At 28.9% G+C, this 19,808-nt stretch carries 18 protein-coding genes and 1 other annotated feature; of the genes, 17 read left to right on the forward strand and 1 reads right to left on the reverse strand.

The features are described from left to right. Window positions 1–4 precede the first annotated feature (4 nt). The 14 genes from IR151_RS02910 to IR151_RS02975 all read left to right on the forward strand — a co-directional run bounded on the left by IR151_RS02910 (window position 5) and on the right by IR151_RS02975 (window position 14,829). Window positions 5–874, forward strand: coding sequence for a DUF3298 and DUF4163 domain-containing protein (locus IR151_RS02910; RefSeq protein ID WP_227432955.1), 870 nt, complete (start codon window positions 5–7; stop codon window positions 872–874). A gap of 42 nt (window positions 875–916) precedes the next feature. Next, window positions 917–1,672, forward strand: coding sequence for a DUF3298 and DUF4163 domain-containing protein (locus tag IR151_RS02915; protein WP_227432957.1), 756 nt, complete (start codon window positions 917–919; stop codon window positions 1,670–1,672). Between the two features lie 41 nt (window positions 1,673–1,713). After that, a complete protein-coding gene (locus IR151_RS02920) occupies window positions 1,714–2,541 on the forward strand; it encodes an XdhC family protein (RefSeq protein WP_227432959.1) in 828 nt (275 codons plus the stop codon). Further along, window positions 2,541–3,302 (forward strand): SprT family zinc-dependent metalloprotease, encoded by a 762-nt coding sequence (locus IR151_RS02925; RefSeq protein WP_227432961.1) that lies wholly within the window; start codon window positions 2,541–2,543, stop codon window positions 3,300–3,302. The genes IR151_RS02920 and IR151_RS02925 overlap by 1 nt, the downstream gene beginning before the upstream one ends. 154 nt (window positions 3,303–3,456) lie before the next feature. Next, window positions 3,457–3,715: a binding site (T-box leader), on the forward strand. A gap of 113 nt (window positions 3,716–3,828) precedes the next feature. Further along, complete coding sequence (locus IR151_RS02930) at window positions 3,829–4,068, forward strand: ACT domain-containing protein (RefSeq protein ID WP_227432962.1); 240 nt, start codon at window positions 3,829–3,831, stop codon at window positions 4,066–4,068. Between the two features lie 295 nt (window positions 4,069–4,363). Further along, window positions 4,364–5,383, forward strand: coding sequence for a ketol-acid reductoisomerase (gene ilvC / locus IR151_RS02935; protein WP_255606542.1), 1,020 nt, complete (start codon window positions 4,364–4,366; stop codon window positions 5,381–5,383). Window positions 5,384–5,433: 50 nt separating this feature from the next. Further along, entirely contained in the window at window positions 5,434–7,122 is a 1,689-nt protein-coding gene (gene ilvB / locus IR151_RS02940) for a biosynthetic-type acetolactate synthase large subunit (RefSeq protein WP_227432964.1), read from the forward strand. A gap of 220 nt (window positions 7,123–7,342) precedes the next feature. After that, on the forward strand, window positions 7,343–8,020 hold the full coding sequence (locus IR151_RS02945; protein WP_227432965.1) for a manganese catalase family protein: 678 nt from the start codon (window positions 7,343–7,345) through the stop codon (window positions 8,018–8,020). Window positions 8,021–8,197: 177 nt separating this feature from the next. Then, a complete protein-coding gene (locus IR151_RS02950) occupies window positions 8,198–10,234 on the forward strand; it encodes a thioredoxin domain-containing protein (protein ID WP_227432967.1) in 2,037 nt (678 codons plus the stop codon). A 384-nt stretch (window positions 10,235–10,618) separates the two neighbouring features. After that, the gene (locus IR151_RS02955; RefSeq protein ID WP_227432970.1) at window positions 10,619–11,320 is read left to right on the forward strand and encodes a response regulator transcription factor; all 702 of its coding nucleotides are present in this window, start codon (window positions 10,619–10,621) and stop codon (window positions 11,318–11,320) included. Window positions 11,321–11,327: 7 nt separating this feature from the next. Continuing rightward, window positions 11,328–12,245: a sensor histidine kinase gene (locus IR151_RS02960; protein WP_227432972.1), complete on the forward strand. Its 918-nt coding sequence runs from the start codon at window positions 11,328–11,330 to the stop codon at window positions 12,243–12,245. Between the two features lie 146 nt (window positions 12,246–12,391). Then, entirely contained in the window at window positions 12,392–13,315 is a 924-nt protein-coding gene (locus tag IR151_RS02965; RefSeq protein WP_227432974.1) for an ABC transporter ATP-binding protein, read from the forward strand. Continuing rightward, a complete protein-coding gene (locus IR151_RS02970; protein ID WP_227432975.1) occupies window positions 13,308–14,045 on the forward strand; it encodes an ABC transporter permease in 738 nt (245 codons plus the stop codon). Before IR151_RS02965 ends, IR151_RS02970 begins: the two co-directional genes overlap by 8 nt. 10 nt (window positions 14,046–14,055) lie before the next feature. After that, entirely contained in the window at window positions 14,056–14,829 is a 774-nt protein-coding gene (locus IR151_RS02975) for an ABC transporter permease (protein WP_227432976.1), read from the forward strand. Window positions 14,830–15,498: 669 nt separating this feature from the next. On the opposite strand, the gene IR151_RS02980 is transcribed toward IR151_RS02975, so the two are convergent. Beyond that, window positions 15,499–16,065, reverse strand: a complete 567-nt coding sequence (locus IR151_RS02980) for a MarR family winged helix-turn-helix transcriptional regulator (RefSeq protein WP_227432977.1) — start codon at window positions 16,063–16,065, stop codon at window positions 15,499–15,501. A 280-nt stretch (window positions 16,066–16,345) separates the two neighbouring features. Here IR151_RS02980 and IR151_RS02985 point away from each other — a divergent pair, with 280 nt between their 5' ends. From IR151_RS02985 to IR151_RS02995, 3 genes are all read left to right on the forward strand, one after another. Next, on the forward strand, window positions 16,346–17,287 hold the full coding sequence (locus IR151_RS02985) for an alpha/beta hydrolase (RefSeq protein WP_227432979.1): 942 nt from the start codon (window positions 16,346–16,348) through the stop codon (window positions 17,285–17,287). A gap of 127 nt (window positions 17,288–17,414) precedes the next feature. After that, window positions 17,415–18,626: a helix-turn-helix transcriptional regulator gene (locus IR151_RS02990; RefSeq protein WP_227432981.1), complete on the forward strand. Its 1,212-nt coding sequence runs from the start codon at window positions 17,415–17,417 to the stop codon at window positions 18,624–18,626. A 298-nt stretch (window positions 18,627–18,924) separates the two neighbouring features. Next, window positions 18,925–19,722 carry a 3D domain-containing protein gene (locus IR151_RS02995; protein WP_227432982.1) on the forward strand — a complete coding sequence of 266 codons (798 nt, stop codon included), beginning with the start codon at window positions 18,925–18,927 and terminating at the stop codon, window positions 19,720–19,722. The last annotated feature ends 86 nt before the right edge of the window (window positions 19,723–19,808 follow it).

Raw genomic sequence — 19,808 nt, forward strand, 5'->3', positions numbered from 1 at the left:
AAGAATGACGAACAAAGAAAGGTTAGATAAGTTAAGAGATGAGTATCATAAAATTCCAATACCAAAGAAACTAGATACTATAATAAATCATAAAAAAATAAAAGATATATATTGCGAACAAAATAAAAAGATAAATAAATGGAGATTTAAAGTCATTATGGCTTCAGCCTGTATGTTTATAGTATTAGTAAATATTAGCCCTGTATTTGCAGATAACTTTTCTAAATTACCTATAATTGGAGGATTAGTAAAAGTAGTAACTATAAAAAATTATAGTTTAAAAAACGAAAACTATGAAGCTAAAATTGATATTCCTAAAATACAAGGTTTAAAAGATAAAAATTTAGAGAAGAGATTAAATAATAGTTTTATGGAAGATGGAAAGAGGCTTTATGATGAATTTCAAAATAGAATGGAAAAAATAGAATTATCAAAAAATAAGGAACATAAGTATTTAAGCTTAAGTTATAGTGTTAAAAATAATTCTAAAGATTTTCTATCAATAGAAATGACAAAAAATGAGATAGAAGCATCATCATATGTGAGCAAAATACATTATAATGTTGATAAAAAAAGACAAATAGTTTTAACTTTACCTATGCTTTTTAAGGATGATAAATATGTAAAAGTTATTAGTAATAATATAAAAGAACAAATGCGAAATCAAATGAAAAATGACAGCACAAAATCATATTTTATAGATCAGGGGAAAGATTCTCCTGTTAAAGATTTTAAAACAATAAATAAATATCAAGATTTCTATTTTAATAAAAATGAAGACCTTGTAATTTGTTTTGACCAGTTTGAAGTAGCACCTGGTTATATGGGTTCAGTAGAATTTGTAATTCCATATAAAGTAATAAAAAATTTGTAAATAGAATAGTAATTTATATATAAATATATTAAGGAGGTTAATATGAATACATATAAAAAACTTAAAAAATCTATATTTAAAATTGCTGTGATTTCAGTGTGTCTACTTGTAGCATTAGTAAATGTAAATCCTATATTTGCAGGAAGTTCTTCTGATAGAGTTATAAAAAATAATCCGATAAAAGTGATAAATGCTAAAAATTATAGTTTGAAACAAGATAATTATGAAGTCAATATCAAAATTCCTAAGATAGAAGGTTTAAAAGATAAAGATTTAGAGAATAAATTAAACAATGAATTTATGGAAAATGGGAAAAAACTTTATAGTGAATTTCAAAATAAAATGAAAAAAGAAAACAACAAAGGTCATAGATACTTAAATGTAAGTTATAGTGTAAAAAATAATTCTAAGGGCTTTTTATCTATAGAAGTTAAAAAAGAAGAGATAGAAGCTTCCTCATATGTAACTAAAACACATTATACTATTGATAAAAATAGAGAAATACTATTAAACTTACCAATATTTTTTAAAGATAGTAGATATATGGATGCTATAAGTGATAATATAAAAGGACAGATGAAAAATCAAATTAAGAAAGACAATACAAAATCATATTTTATAGACCAAGAAAAAGATTCCCCAGTAAAAAATTTTAAGTCTATAAATAAGTATCAAGATTTCTATTTTAATAAAGATGGAAACCTTGTAATTAGTTTTGATGAATATGAAGTAGCTCCTGGGTATATGGGGCCAGTTGAGTTTGTAATACCAGACAAAGTAATAAAAAACTTAAAGTAGACATATAGAAGATTTTTAAATAGACTAGTAAGGAGAAATATATGAATATATATGAACAAGCGATAAAGTTAATAGAAAATAATGAGGACTTTGCATTTGCTACAATAACTTCTCACTCAGGTTCAACACCACGTGAAACTGGAGCAATGATGATTGTAAAAAGTGATGGCTCTATATTTGGTTCTGTAGGTGGGGGAAGTGTAGAAGCAACATGCATAAAACATTCAATTAATGTTATAAAAAATAGAGAGTCAATGTTGTATAAATTTACTCTAAATAAAACTGATATAGCAAAGCTTGGAATGATATGTGGTGGTACTGGAGAAATACAGATAGATTTTATTGATAGTAATTTGAAAAGCAATTTAGAAAGATTTAATAAAAACTTAAAAGAAAATATAAGTAAAGCATATATATTTGGTGCAGGTCATATTTCAAAAGATGTAGCAGTAATATTATCACTTCTAGAGTTTAGAACAATAGTAATAGATGATAGAGAGGAATTTGCTAATTCTGAAAGATTTCCACACTCAGAAGTGGTAGTTTTAGATTCTTTTGAAAATATACCAGATTTTCCAATTGATGAGAATAGCTATATAATTATTTTAACGAGAGGTCATCTATATGATTCAAGTTCATTGGAATGGGCTCTTAAAACGAATCCTTGCTATATAGGTATGATTGGAAGTAGAACAAAAATTGGATTGACATACGAAAAACTTATGAAAAAGGGGTTCAGTAAGCAAGAACTAAATAAAGTACATGCTCCAATAGGAATAAAATTAGATGCTCAAACACCAGCAGAAATAGCTGTGTGTATAGCAGCTGAACTTATAAATTGTAGAGCAAATAAGGAAAAAAGAAATTAATGAAAATGATGAGCAAAGATTATCAGATTTTAAATATTAATTTTAAAAATAAAGAAATAGAAGCAGTATTACTGTATAAAAATAGAAAAAATATTTGCATAAAAATAGACTCATTTGGCAAAGTAGTTGTAATAAGTCCACCTAAAGTTTCTAAAAAAATAATAGAAGAAATAATAATTAAAAAAGGAGACTGGATACTTAAAAAATCTGGTGAGTATAAAGACAGAGAGGAAGCATACAAGCAAAGAACATTTATGACAGGTGACAAATTTCTTTATCTTGGTGAAGAATATTGCTTAGTTGTAAATAAAACTTTGGATGATTGTGTGAAAAAAAGTAAGTGTAAAATAAATCTTGAAGAATATAAAATAATTGTTAAAACAAATGACCTAAGTAAAGATTTTATCAAAAAATCTTTACAGTGTTGGTACAAAAATGAAAGTCAAAGAATTGTTTCAGAAAGAATCGATTTTCTTAAGTCGAATTGTGATATAATGAAGCAACTAACACCAGTTAATGTAAAAGTAAAAGAACAAAAAAGTAGATGGGGGAGTTGTACATCTCAAAAAAATATTTATATAAATTCAAAAATATCTATGGCGAGATTAGATGTAATTGACTATATAATAGTACATGAGTTTAGTCATTTATTACATATGAATCACTCAAAAAAATTTTATGATTTGGTAAAAAATATTATGCCAGAGTATAAAGATAAAGAAAATTGGCTTAAAAAAAATGGATATAAGATAATAATATGAAAACGATTATTTCAAATGTTCATTTAAAATATAAAAAAGTGATTATTGTGAAGAAAAAAAATAATCTGAAAATTTTAAAAAAGTCGTTGACATTCCAAAAGATAGATAATATAATCTATATTAACAGCAAAACAAAGTTAAAAAAATTAGATAGATAAAAGCAATGACAGAGACAACAATACTAATAGAGTTATCTACAGAGAACCAATGTTGCTGAGAATTGGTGTTAACAGTAGTATAATGATCACTCTGGAGCTTTTGTACTGAATATATTTTAGTAAGTACAAACGTCTGCCAACGTTATATGGCTAAGGTTAAGGTAATCAATTACCCGACCTGAAAAAAGAGTGGTAGATATATTTTTTATATCTACAAATAAGGTGGTACCGCGGAATTTAACTTTCGTCCTTATAAGTAATATTTATATTGCTTATAAAGATGAAAGTTTTTTTATTTTGAGCGATATAAAAGATTAATCCATATAAAATTAATGAAAATAATAATAAAAAATAAGGAGGAGTTTTTTATGGAAAATACTGTATATGCTAAATTAAACCAAGGAATAGATTCTTTTTTAAGAGTGGCGATGACACTTAGAAGAAGAGAAGTTGATATACAATCAATAAGTATGACTGTAGATAATATGAATAATTCAGGTATAAAATTGATAGTAAATGAAGAAAAGACATCTCTAGATAGTGTCTTAAATCACATGAAGAAACTACATGATATAAGAGAAATAACTGTTGAACAAGTAAGACACTAATTAAATATGACTTATAAAAATTAAAAACTAGTATGAAGAAACTAATGTTTAAATAAAAACTAAAGAAAAATATTAGATGAGAAAAATTTTAGATTAAAAATACGATTATTATTGAAATTATAAACCTATTACAAATTCTAAAAACTGAAAATTATAAATATTAAGATTGTTAAAACTATAAATATTGAGATTCTGAAGATTAAAATTCTATAAATTAGAAAATAAAGTTTGTTAAGTAGCATAGAATCAATGATAATGAGTATAAATTTCTAATAAAAATAAATATCACAAAATAATTGAGAGAAAATATTGGGAGGAAGTAAAGATGGCAAAGATGTATTATGAAAATGATGTAAATTTAGAGGTTTTAAAAAATAAAAAGGTTGCAGTTTTAGGATATGGAAGTCAAGGTCATGCACATGCACAAAATCTTAGAGATAATGGTGTGGATGTAGTGATAGGACTTTATGATGGAAGTAAGTCAGCGCAAAAAGCAAAGGAAGATGGATTTGAAGTAAAAAGTGTAGCAGAGGCTACGAGAGAAAGTGATTTAACAATGTTGTTAATGCCTGATGAAAAGCAAAAGAAAGTTTATGAAGAAAGCGTTAGAGATAATTTAAAAGAAGGTCAAACATTAGCATTTGCACATGGATTCAATATACACTATAATCAAGTACAACCACCAGAATTTGTTGATGTTGTAATGGTAGCTCCTAAAGGACCTGGTCACTTAGTTAGAAATGTATTTACTAAAGGAAGTGGAGTTCCAGCATTGTTTGCAGTATATCAAGATTACACTAAAAAAGCCACAGAGACAGTTTTGGCATATGCAAAAGGAATAGGAGCTACAAGAGCAGGTGTTTTAGAAACTACTTTTAAAGAAGAAACAGAAACTGACTTATTTGGAGAGCAATCAGTACTTTGTGGTGGTATAAGTGAACTTATAAAATTAGGATATAAGACACTTGTAGATGCAGGGTATCAAAAGGAAGTAGCATATTTTGAATGTCTACATGAAATGAAACTAATAGTTGACCTTATATATGAAGGTGGATTTGAAAGAATGAGATACAGCATAAGTGATACAGCAGAATATGGAGATTATGTATCTGGTAAAAGAGTAATAACTGATGCAGCAAAACAAGGTATGCAGGATGTATTAGAAGATATACAAAATGGAAAATTTGCTAAGGCATGGATTAAAGAAAATGAAGAAGGGCGTGAAAACTTCCTAAAAACTAGAGAAGCAGAATATGCTACAGAAATAGCTGAAGTTGGTAGAAATTTAAGAAGTATGATGTCATTCTTGAAATAAATATATTAAATGGATTAGTTTGAGGGAAAGAGTGGTGCATAGTAGTGCGTATGAACGGAGCAAAGGTAATTTTAGAATGTTTAAAGAAAGAGGGAGTTGACACAATATTTGGATATCCTGGTGGAGCAGTAATACCTCTTTATGATGCTCTATATGATTATACAGATTATTTTAAACATATAAGGACTTCACATGAACAAGGTTTGGTTCATGCAGCAGATGGATATGCAAGAAGCACTAATACAGTGGGGGTTTGTTTTACAACATCTGGACCAGGAGCAACGAATGCTATAACTGGTATAGCAACAGCCTTTATGGATTCTTCTCCTATGGTTGTAATTTCAGGTCAAGTTCCAACTAGTTTATTGGGGAAAGATTCTTTTCAAGAAATTGATATAACTGGAGCAACCTTATCTATGACAAAGCACAATTATCTAGTTAGAAATACTAAAGAGTTAGTACCTACAATAAAAGAAGCTTTTAAAGTTGCAAACTCAGGTAGAAAAGGACCTGTACTTGTGGATGTTCCAAAGGATTTGTTTTTAGCAGAAATGGATTTTAATGATGAGGACTATGGTTTATGTCAAATAGATGAGTATATGGATTATAAGGATGATTTTGACTTAGATGATGAAAACAACTTTAAACTTTTAAAAGATGCAGTGGAGATGATAAAAGAGTCTAAAAAACCTATAATCTATGCTGGTGGAGGTGTTAAATCATCCAATAGTGAAGAAGTTCTTGTAAAATTTGCAACTAAGATAGATACACCTATATTAAATACACTTATGGGACTTGGAAATATAGATAGAAAAAATGAATTATCTCTTGGAATGGTTGGAATGCATGGAAGTAGAGAAAGTAACTTAGCACTTTCTAATTCAGATTTAGTGATAGCGATAGGTGCAAGATTTAGTGATAGAGTAATAAGTAAAAGTTCTGAATTTGCTAAAAATGCAAAAGTAATACACATAGATATAGACCCATCTGAAATAAGTAAAAATATAAAGTCCAATATATCTTTAGTTGGAGATGTAAAGATGGTTCTTAGTCTACTACTAGAAAGAGTTGAAGGTAAGGACAATAGCAATTGGAAAGAGGAAATAAAGACCTTTAGAAAAGGTGAGGGTGTAGAGGAAAAAGAGTTTCATCCACAGAATATACTTAGAAAAATAAACGAAAAATACGAGCAATTGGCAAATCCAACTGTAGTTGTTACTGATGTTGGCCAGCACCAAATGTGGTCTGCAAAGTATTGGGATTTTAAAGGAAATAAAAGTTTTATAACATCAGCAGGTCTAGGAACTATGGGATTTGGTCTAGGAGCAGCTATTGGAACTAAAGTTGGTAATTTAGATAAAAATGTAGTTTTAGTTACTGGTGATGGAAGCTTTAGAATGAATTGTAATGAGTTAGCTACAGTTGCAAATTATAATGTACCTATGCTTATTTTATTGCTTAATAATAGAACTCTAGGAATGGTAAGACAATGGCAGAAATTATTTTCTAATCAAAGATACTCTCAAACTGATATTAATGAAAATGTAGACTATGTTAAGCTTGTAAATGCTTATAATATAGATGGATATAAAGCATGTGATATGGAAGGATTAGAAAGAGTTTTGGATGCAATAGATTTTAATAAACCTGTGTTTTTACAATGTGATATAGATAAAGACTATGATGTTTATCCTATTGTAGCTCCTAATGATGCATTAGAAAATTTGATATGTAACTAAAAATTGATACTGAATATTGATAAAGTTTTTTATTAAACTTTTATTGATATTCAGTTTTTTATTTTACAATAATCTCAAGTATAGATTAATATTTTTTAGTTTTATAATAATTTAATTCATGTATGATAAAGTATTGATTAAATATTAATGATGGAATTTAGAATAATAATGTAACTTAAGTAAATAATAATTCTGAATAATAATTTACGGAGGTATTTATATGTTTAAGCATGATAAAGCTTTATTAAAAGAAGTAAAAGTAGAAAGACCAAACCCTCAATATGCCGTTTTGATGCAAGAACAGTTAGGTGGTGGAAATGGAGAATTAAAAGCAGCAATGCAATATTTAGCTCAAAGCTTTAGAATAAAAGACCCTCAAATAAAAGATTTATTTCTTGATATAGCAGCAGAAGAACTTAGTCATATGGAAATGGTAGGTCAAACTATAAATTTATTAAATGGGCATGATGTTGATTACAAAGCAGTTGATACAGGGGAAATCGAAACTCATGTTTTAACTGGATTATCACCAGTATTAATAAATTCATCAGGAGCTCCATGGACTGCTGATTATGTTACAGTTACAGGTGATTTAGTAGCTGATTTACTTTCAAATATAGCTTCTGAACAAAGAGCAAAGGTAGTTTATGAGCATCTATATAGACAAATTGATGATAAATATGTAAAAGAAACAATTGATTTTTTACTTAATAGAGAAGAAGCACATAATGCTTTATTTAGAGATGCTTTAAACAAGGTTAAAGATACAGGTTCAAACAAGGATTTTGGAGTTACAGAAGATTCTAAGCTATACTTCGATTTATCAACTCCAGGACCAAATCATGATACTAAGATAGATATCAATCCTCCTTCTTTTGAAAAACCTTTAAAGAAATAGCTTGATATTTCTTGTATTGTTTTGTTTTGGTAGGTATTTTAAAAATTATTTGCCTAGAGGAATTAAGTAGATAAAAACTTAAATATATACAGTTAAAAATGGGTATATGCTTATTATAAGTGTATATCTATTTTTTTATTGCAAAACATATAACAAAATAATAAATGAGGTGGTATTATGGCAACGAATAAAAAACCTAATAATTTAATAAGTGAGAAATCTCCATATCTTCTGCAACATGCATATAATCCCATAAATTGGCATAGTTGGAACGACGAAACTTTTAAAAAGGCAAAGGAAGAAGATAAACCGATATTTTTAAGTATTGGATATTCAACTTGCCACTGGTGTCATGTTATGGAAAATGAATCTTTTGAAGATGAAGAAGTTGCTGAAATAATGAACAAAAACTTTATAGCAATAAAAGTAGACAAGGAAGAAAGACCAGATATAGATAGTGTGTATATGACAGTTTGTCAAGCAATGACAGGTAGTGGTGGATGGCCAATGACTATAATAATGACTCCTGATAAAAAACCTTTTTTTGCAGGAACTTATTTTCCAAAATACTCAAGATATAATAGACCAGGTGTTATAGATTTATTGGAAAATGTATCTGACAAATGGAATACAAATAAGGATATGCTTATAAAATCTGGAAATGAAATAGTAGAGGCTCTTAAAGATGATTTTGGAGTGAAAAATACAGATGGTGATTTATCAAAAGATATGTTGAGTTCATCAGTTAGAATATTTAAAACTATTTATGATGATAAATATGGTGGTTTTGGTAATGCACCTAAGTTTCCAAGTCCTCAAAATCTTATGTTTTTGATGAAATACTATAGTATAGAAAAAGATGAAGATGTATTAAAAATGGTGGAAAAAACTTTAGATGGAATGTACAGAGGAGGTCTATTTGACCATATTGGATTTGGTTTTTCAAGATATTCCACTGATAAAAAATGGTTAGCACCTCATTTTGAAAAGATGCTATATGACAATGCTATGCTTACAGTTGCATATTTAGATGCATACAAGATAACCAAGAAAGAGTTATATAAAGAAATTGCTATAAAAACTATAGATTATGTAATTAGAGAGATGCAAGATAAAGAAGGTGGATTTTATTCAGCACAAGATGCAGATAGTGAGGGCGAGGAAGGTAAATTTTATACATTTAATCCACTTGAAATAATTGATATATTAGGTGAAGAAGATGGAAAATTCTTTAATGATTATTTTGATATAACTAGTAGTGGAAATTTTGAGGGGAAAAGTATTCCTAATCTCATAGAAAATAAAGAATATGATAAGTATAATGAAAGAATAGCTAATTTGAGTAAAAAGGTATTTGAATATAGGAGAGAAAGAACTTCTTTGCATAAAGATGATAAAATTCTGACATCATGGAATGCATTGATGGTAGTAGCTTTAGCAAAGGCTTATAAAACTCTAAAAATGGATAGATATTTAGAGTATTCAAATAGGTGTATTGATTTTATAAATAGTAATCTTGTGAATAAAGCAGGTAGATTATTAGCTAGATATAGAGATGGTAGTGCTGATTATTTAGCATATTTGGATGATTATGCATTTTTGATATGGGCATATATAGAACTTTATGAATCAACATTTGATATAAAGTATTTAGAAGAGGCATTAAAATTAAATGAAAGTTGTATTGAGCTTTTTTGGGACTATGAAAAAAGTGGATTTTACCTATATGGTAAAGATAGTGAAAATTTAATAGCAAGACCAAAAGACTTATATGATGGAGCTATTCCATCAGGTAATTCTGTACAATTATATAATCTTATAAGACTTGCAAAAATTACTGGTGACAATAAACTTGAAGAATTGTCATACAAGCAATTAAAGCTTTATTCAGATAGTGTAAAAAATTCACCAACAGGATATAGTTTTTATATGCTTTCATTAATGTATGAACTTTATCCTACAAAAGAAATCATATGTATTTTAAAGGAAAACTCTGATTTAATTGGTTTTAAGACTTTAGTAAGTGAAAATTTTTTACCAAATTCAACTTTTTTAGTAAAAAAATACAATGAAGAAAATACTAAGATAGATTTTTTAAATAATTATAGATTAAAAAACGACAAAACTACTTATTATGTATGTCAAAATAATAGTTGTAGTCAACCATTTAATGATTTACAAAAGCTAAATGATATAATTTTTATGAGAGACTAATTATAATGTTGAAAGAACTCAGTATTGATATTTGATACTGAGTTCTTTTTGCAATAGTTATTCACCTAGTTACATTTTACTGTTCTCCTTTCTTTTTAGGGATATTTACGTAGTTCTTATTATTAGGCAAAATAAATCATGGTATTCGCACTCCATTTCTTGATTTTATCTGGTTCTCCATATATAATATATGCTGATATATTATAACGAAAGAACCATTTGAATATGGAATATATGTCTTGCCCCTAAGTGGCGATAAAATGGGGCATTTCTGAAAGATGGTGCAAAATATACTGGAATTTTCAAAAATTGATTATATGTGGCTAATACTAAAAGACTCTAAAAAGTCGTATAGTAGAACAAAGAGGAGAAAGGAGCTATAATATGAATAATGTTGTGATTATAGACGATGACAAAGAGCTTTGTGCTCTTATGAAAAAATGTGTAGAGCAAGAAAATTTATCTGCTATTATTGCACATGGAGGTGTGGAGGGATTACGCCTGACTGATGAAAACAAAAATAGCTGCTCTCTTGTGATTTTGGATGTAATGATGCCAGACATAGATGGGTTTCAAGTTCTGAAAAAAATTAGGGAAACAAGTAATGTCCCAGTACTTATGCTTACCGCTAAAAGTGACGAGAATGATAAAGTTTCTGGGTTGCGTCTAGGTGCTGACGATTATCTAACAAAGCCATTCTGCATAAATGAGCTTATGGCTCGTATCAATTCTCTTATTCGCCGTTATACTATGTTAAACCCTACTTTTGTAACAGATACAGATTGCATAATAATAAAAGGCATGGTTATTGACAGAACAAATCGCGTTGTTTCCGTTGACAATATTCCTGTTCAGCTTACAAGCAAAGAATTTGATTTACTTTCTTTTCTGGCTTCTAATAAAGGACGAGTGTTTACCAAAAAACAGATTTATATGCAAGTGTGGGGAGAAGAATATGCTTTTGACGATAGTAATATTATGTCTTTTATCAGTAAATTACGGAAAAAGATTGAAGCAGACCCTGGACATCCATTTTATATTTTGACAGTCCGAGGTGTTGGCTATCGTTTTAATAAGGAGGCATAACCTAAATATGAATGTTTATCTGCTTTTTGCATTTGCTCTTGCTTTAATTATTATAGTGTATCTCGTTTCTATTTTGTGGCGTGTCCGAACACAGCTTGCACTTATAAAATATGCTTTAGAAGATATAAAAAACGGGAACCTTAACCGACGTGTTTTAACAAGGAAGAGTGATATAACAAGACAAATTTGCTATGATATTAACGAAATTGCAATCAACAGTCAATCACAGCTTATCCAGCAGAAACAATCGGAACAAGCATACAAACAGCTAATGACAAGTCTTTCCCATGATGTAAAAACTCCACTTGCTTCTTTGGTTGGTTATTTGGAGGCAATCGAAACTGATATTGTTGTAGGAGAAGAAAAGGACGAATATATACATGTTGCGTATAATAAAGCCCAACACTTAAAACATTTTGTAGAAAATCTATTTGAATGGGTGAAATTGGATTCTAGGGAACAGATTTTTCATTTTGAACTTTTCGATTTGAATGAATTATCTCGTAATATTATAGCTGATTGGGTTCCTATTTTAGAAAAATGCCATTTTGAATATGAAATTGATATACCTGAAACTGAGTATGCTATGCACATAGATGTAAACGCATATACCCGCATTCTTAATAATCTATTACAAAATATCATTAGGCATAGTGATGGAGATAAAGTAACACTACGTATTTTTGAAAATGAACAGCAAGTCAAAATTGTAGTAGAAGATAACGGGAAAGGAATATCTTCTGATAATCTCCCACATATCTTTGAAAGAATGTATCAATGTGACCATTCTAGGTCATCAAAAGGTAATGGCTTAGGATTGGCGATTGTAAAAGAACTTATCAATGTTCACAAAGGAACGATTACCGCCAACAGCACCATTAATATGGGGACTATATTTACAATATTGCTTCCGAAAGCTCTGTAAAATGCAGGGCTTTCTTTCTGCTAAAACAAGATAAAAGCAAGGTTTTGGCAAGGTTTATGTTGTATACTTCTAATTGTGATTGTTTCTGATATTCTATCAGTTATCACATGACAAAAGTAGTTTTATGGAAAGTGAGGAAATTTTATATGAATGATTTTGTGATTGAAACAAAACATCTGACAAAAGTTTATGGAGAACAGGAAGTGGTTAGCAAAGTCAATCTCCATATTAAAAAAGGTCAAATTTATGGTTTGTTAGGACGCAATGGAGCTGGTAAAACCACGATTATGAAAATGATTTTAGGACTGACGCCTATCACTTCTGGCGAAGTAACTGTATTCGGAAAAAATATCAAAGGTAGAGAAAAACAAATATATCCCCGTATTGGCGCAATTATTGAAACACCAGGATTTTATCCAAATTTAACTGGAACAGAAAATCTTGAAATTTTTGCGAAGCTGCGCGGCACAGCCAGCCCACACGCAGTTGAAAACGCATTGAAAATAGTAGGATTGCATTATAAAGACAAAAAGCTGTTTGGTAAGTATTCACTTGGAATGAAACAGCGTCTGGGAATTGCAAATGCTATTTTACATGACCCAGAAGTGCTGATTTTGGATGAACCTACAAACGGTCTTGACCCTATTGGCATTGCTGAAATGAGAGATTTTATTAAACATTTAAGTGTTGAGTGCGGAAAAACGATTCTTATTTCAAGTCATATTCTTTCGGAAATTTCATTATTGGCTGATGATATTGGAATCATCAACAATGGTGTCCTCTTGGAAGAAAGCAGCATGAGCCAACTAGAAAAGAAAAATCGTAAATATATACTGCTGCAAGTGTCAGATACTCCAAAAGCTTTACTGATTTTAGAGCGTCAATTCAACTTAAAAGATTATTCTGTTCAAGACAGCCATAGCTTACGTATTTACGACACTAATCTGAATATGGGTGAAATAAATAAAGCCCTTGTTATGCAGAATGTTACTGTAACTAGTTCGGGGATTTGTAATGATACTTTAGAGGACTATTTCAAAAAAATTACAGGAGGAGAAGGCATTGCTTAAATTTATTCAAACAGAATTTCTTAAACTGCGCCGCAAGAAACTTATTTGGTTAATGTTGTTAGCTACTCTCATTATGCCATTTTTCGCACTATTATATTTCAAGCATTTGGGAGAAACTGATGTTGACCCAATACAATTTTATAAATGGTCTGCGTTCAGTTATACTATTTTTATTATTTTGCCTGTCGTTTTGGGAATGCTTTGCACGATACTTATGCGCGAAGAAAATCAGTATGATATACTCAAACAACTTTTGATTGTGCCTATAAGCAAAATGGGATACTTTTTCAGTAAATTTTTTGTGGTTTTGATTTACTCTATTTGTTTCATGCTGATTACAGCCATTGCTTCTATTATATTCAGTATACTTCCTGGATATGTCGTATTTGAATGGGGAAGCGTTTTATATTTACTGAAAAAATGTTTGGAATTTGGTGTTATTATTGCTTTTGTAATGCTACCAATTTTAGCAATCGCTGTGTCGCAAAAAGGATACATTCTCCCAACTTGTATAACATTGGTGTATGCCTTTTCTGGTTTTATCTTAATGACAGTAAATATGTATTTACACCCGTTATCCAGTATGGCAGTTATCGTTATGCGAAATAAAGATATTCCAGGTCTTGTATATACACAGGCAATTAACATTCCACTTGCATTTCTTTGTATTTGCATTTGGGATATTGTTTCAATAGTACTTGTAAATATAGCATTAAGAAAAAGAAAGTGAGGTATGAATCATGCAAAAATTACTTTGGGCTGAAAGCCAAAAGCTTCGCCGTTCAAAGGTTGTTTGGATTGCAGTTTTTGCAATAGTTATGGTAGCTACTATGATTTTTGCAGGAGGACAAGGTGTGCATGATGGACCAGATTTACATTATGGATTAAAAACTGTATATGAGGGCTCTCGGTATATAGACAATGCAGGGTGGTATATGGACGAAGTTCAACCCTGGGCAACTTTTTTTGTTCTTCCAGCAGTCATTGCCCTTTTAGGGAGTTATATGATTTGTCGTGAAGAAGATGATGATACCATAAAATCTCTGCGCCTAATTCCTGTAAATGAAGCAAAATTAACCATTGCAAAAATGATTGTTACTTTTGCATTTAGCATACTCCTTTATTTGTTGCTCTTTACCATAACATTTTTGACTGAAGTTATTTTACATCTTTCCGATTTATCAGTAGAACTGATTTTAAGTTCTTTGAAAGAATATTTTTTAGGTGGTGTAGGTGTATTCCTTGCAATTTCACCCATTATCGCGCTGGTATCACGTATGAAAAAAGGGTATTGGCTTGCGTTAGTATTTACTGAAATTTATTCTGTTACTGGACTATTTGCGAGTATGTCAAATACTCTAAAAACCTTTTATCCTATTTCAGCTATATTTAACTTTTCTGGTTACCACATAACCACTGTAGGAAAAATAATGGGGAGTACTATAATATTGTTGCTGTGCATCTGTCTTTCTGCCTTTATACTGAAAGGGCTAAAACATAGTGAAGAAAATTGAAATAGGTAATATCAAAATGAAGAAGATGAAAAAGCTGATTATGCTTATTGTATTTCTATTGCTCTTTGATATGCTACACTGTTATATCGAATGGAAATTCAACAATGACTCACCTAAAGGGATAATAGAACTAATAGATGAGTGGACTGACCAGATTGGTCTGCATAATGTGATGGGTGTATTTTTTTATTCGAAAATGCAACTGGAATCATTTCTGTGTGGCGACTAAGAGTGAAAAGTAGAAATTCCTATCAATTCTCTCCCTTTCAGGCTGGAAGTAGAGTGAGAAATGATGAAGCCATTTGAAATTTCAGACAATCATAGAAAACCAGTTTGGTTACATCTATAGATAATTCATCTATGTATTTTAATGTAAGAATAAGCTTATAATGTTTGAGAATCTTATCTAAGCAACTTACTATAATCTGATTTTCATAATCTCGCATGATTTCAAGTTCAATGACCTTAATACAGTCAACAAAAGACTATAAAAGTTATTCAAATTTATAAAAGGATAAATAGATTTAACGGCGATTTTGCAAAAACTAAAGTCGCCGTTTTCATGTTTTGATTTATATTATACAAATATCTATATTTCAAACCTCCATCTTTAATCTCATGAGCATTTAAAAATATTGTGATATTATAGATAGCTTTTTCATTATAATATTAATCTTTTTTATTTACTTTATTTCTTCTTCTTGAGAATTCTTTAAGTGCTTCAGCTTTAATTTTATCAAGTTCTTCATCCTCCATAAAATTAGCATCGTCTTCAAATCCATCTTGTTCTTCGCCATTAAAACGATACATTTTTTTTAGTAAACTCCACAAGGTTTCTAATTCGTCTTGAGTAAACTCATGAAATACATCTGCCATAAAATTTATTCCAACTCTACTACATTTAATCATGACTTGTTTTCCTAAATCGGTAACCTTTACATTAATTGCTCTTTTATCATTTGGGCTTGGAACTACCTGAACATATTCATTTTTTTCAAGGTTAGCAACTATTCTATTTATATTTTGTTTACTTGTACCCATTTTTCGTGCAATATTATTTAATGTTGTTTCTTCTTCTGGTAAGTGAAGAATAGATAAAATAGTCATATATTGTCTTGAAGTAAGTACATCAAAATACTTATCGCCTTCTATTTGTATTTTGTTTGTAAGAGTAAAAAGAGTTGCATATGTTTGATTCATTAGAAACAATTCTTTCAATTCATTTGAATAATCCATAAAATATCTCCTTTGTATTTAGATACTATTTTGACGAAAACAGAATATCACGAATTGAATATAATGTCAATATGATGTCCAAGTATAGTTAAATGTTCTCTCTAAATAATTAATATTCAATAACTAAATTATTATATAGTTATTTAGAGCAACACTTGTATAGCAATTTATGCTAATAATTAATAAGTAAGAAACTTATATAGAACGTTTTGACTTGAAAATTGTAGTAATATAGTATATAAGTTAATATGTTGAATAAATTCAGGCTGGAGGAGTAATTATGAAGTGTACAAATTTTACTTTCAAGGGAAAAGAAGATTTAGATATATATACATATAAATGGGAAGATGAAAGTATAGAAAACCCAAAGGCAATTGTACAAATTGCCCATGGAATGGCAGAAACTGCACAACGGTATGAAGTTTTTGCTAAAGAGCTTACTAAAAATGGATATATAGTATATATAAATGACCATAGAGGACATGGAAAAACCGCAAAGACAGTAGAGAATGTTGGGCATCTAGCTGAAAAAGAAGGTTTTAGATGCCTTGTAGAAGATATGAATACTTTAACAAGTATTATAAAAAAGGAAAATAAAGATTTGCCAATTTATTTATTTGGGCATAGTATGGGGTCATTTGCGAGTCAAAGATACATAATGGATTACAGTGATAATTTATCTGGTCTTATATTATGTGGTTCAAATGGAAAACAAGGTATTATTCTAAATTTTGCTCATCTAATAATTAATCATGAGATTAAAAAGTATGGAAGAAATTCTCGAAGCAATAAAATAAATGATTTAATATTTGGTGGAGAAAGCATAAGAAGAAATAAAAATACTAAATTTGATTGGTTAAGTAGAGATAAAGAACAAGTTGAAAAATATATAAATGACCCATTTTGTGGGGTGGTATGTACTTGTGGCTTTTTTTATGATTTAGTGCAAGGATTAAAAGAAATAGAGGATAAAGAAAACTTAAAAAAGATACCACTTGATATTCCTATTTATATAATATCTGGAGATAAAGACCCTATAGGTAAAAATGGTAAGGGTGTTTTAAGGCTAAGGGATAGATATATAAAATTAGGAGTAAAAGATGTAACATGTAAACTCTATAAAGATGGAAGACATGAATTATTGAATGAGATAAATAAAGAGGAAGTTTTTGAGGATGTTATTTGTTGGCTAAATGAAAAATGGGAATTTTGTAGTCAATGAAATAAGCTTTTAACTTATAATTTAACCAATAGTTAAATTATAAGTCTTTTGTTAACTTTGCCTCGATTTACTAATAAATGCTTTTTTAATATACTTAAATTAAGAGATATACATTAAGGAGGTATATATGCGAATTAAAATAGGTGAAGTCATACAAACATTGAGAAAAGAAAAAAGTTTAACACAAGAACAATTAGCAAAGTTTATAGGAGTGTCAACACCAGCAGTATCTAAATGGGAAAGTGGAAACTCTTATCCAGATATAGAACTATTGCCAGTATTAGCAGATTTTTTTAATGTATCTGTTGATAAACTTTTAAACTATAAAGTAGATTTAAGTGAAGATGAAGTAATGAAAGTCTATAAAGAACTAGAAGCAACTCTTGCTAAAGTAGAAATTGATTTATTAATAGAGGAACCATTAGAAGAATTTAAAGAAGATTTAGAATCTGTAGAAAGACTTGCTAATATGTATATGGAGAAATATCCTCAAAGTTATCTGCTAAAGTTAAAAATAAGTTCGCTATACCAAATGTATTCATATAAATTTGGTAAAGATAAATTCAATAGTAAAATTAAAGAAACAACAAATATTCTTGAAGATATAGTTAGAAATACAGATGATATTCAGATCAAAGAAACAGCGCTTCTTATTTTATCAAATGCATATTATATGTTAGACGATTACGAAAAGGCAGAATTATATTTAAATATGATACATAAAGCAATAGGAGACACAAGTGTTAATTTAGCTATGATATATTTAAGTCAGAATAGATTGGATGAAGCAGAAACATTACTTCAAAATAAATTATTTAGCGATGTATTTAATGCAACTCTGGATTGTAAAGGATTAATTAATGTATGTAAAAATAAATATAAAGAATTAAAGAAAGAATTAGATGATGGAAGCTATAACAAAAAAACAACAGAAAAAGAAATGGAATATATAAAAAATAAATCATTAGGATATGCAAATATATCTTTAGAAATAAAGAAGAAATTTAGTGAAAATAGAGGAGCTTTTTTTGGAATATACATGGACTACATAGAGTTATCTTTAAATTTCTTATTTTTTAATATGAAAGAAGAAGCTAAAGAAGCTTTATATGGTTTAAATGAAATATTAGAAAAATATCACCTACATGAAAGTTCAGATACAAGTCAAATGATGTTTTTTGATAAAGTAAAATCTAGAAATTCATATACTTTTAATGTATATACTAATCTACTTATCATGTTTAATGATAATAGTTTTAATGAATTAAGAGAAGAACCAATTTTTGAATCTATAATTAAAAAGGTTTCAGAATTGGAGAAAATGTTAAAAGATAAATAAATGTTTAGTGTGACGAACTGAAATTAGTAAATAAAAAGCTGGAAATCAGGATACTTAATAAAGTAAATATCTTGTTTCTAGCTTTTTATTTGCATGAAATAAGTTATCAAACATAGAGATTTAATTTGTATGAAATAAGTCATTAACCGTAGAATATAAAAAAATTATGAATAAAACAAATTTAGAAGTTACAAAAAAGTTACATAAATTTAGAAAGTTATAATATACATATATAATATAAGATTAAAACTGTAATAAATAAGTTAATTTAAAATTTGAACATGAAAGGGGAAATATTATGGAGAAAAGAGAAAAGAAAATAATAATATCATCTTTATTAAGTGTATCAATTTTAATGAGTTTAGTAAGTATATATTCTATATTAAATAAAGAAGAGATAAGTCTAACTGTTAAAGGCCAAGAACAAAAAGTGTCTTCATTTAAAAAGACAGTTGAAGAACTTTTGGATGAACAGGGAGTGAAATACAATTCTGAAGATAAAATTAATCCAAGTTTGAATACAGAATTAAAGGATAACATGAAAATCAAGGTTGTTAAAGTAACTAAAAATCAAAAAGAAGAATTTGAAAAAATACCATTTGACACAAAACATATGAATGATAGCAATTTAGTAAAAGGAAAATCTAAAGTCTATCAGGAGGGAATAGAGGGAGAGAAAAAACTAGTCTATAATTTAACTTACCATGATGGAAAGCTAGTCAAAAAAGTCTTATCAAAAGAAGTGATTTCTAAAGAACCAACTACAAAAATTATAAAAAATGGAACTAAAGAAAAAGTATTAATTGCATCAAGAGGAGCAAATACAAGAGGAGGAAAACATATGAGAGTAGTTGCTACTGCATATGCAGGAGATACTATAACATCTACTGGTACAACACCAAGATGGGGGGTAATTGCAGTTGACCCAAATATAATACCATATGGAACAAAAGTATATATACCTAGATTAGGTATGACATTTGTTGCAGAAGACTGTGGAGGTGCAATTAAAGGGAACAGAATAGATATATTTATGAATAGTGAAGGAAAAGCATCTAATTGGGGGAGACAGAGTCTAGATGTATATGTGTATTAATTTAGTGAATATAATAACTTTACTTAGAAGGAAAAAAAGTATAAAATATGAATTAATTAAACTGTTAGATTATTCTTAAAACAGAA

Source organism: Clostridioides sp. ES-S-0006-03 (genome assembly GCF_020662275.1).
Classification (GTDB): Bacteria; Bacillota; Clostridia; order Peptostreptococcales; family Peptostreptococcaceae; genus Clostridioides.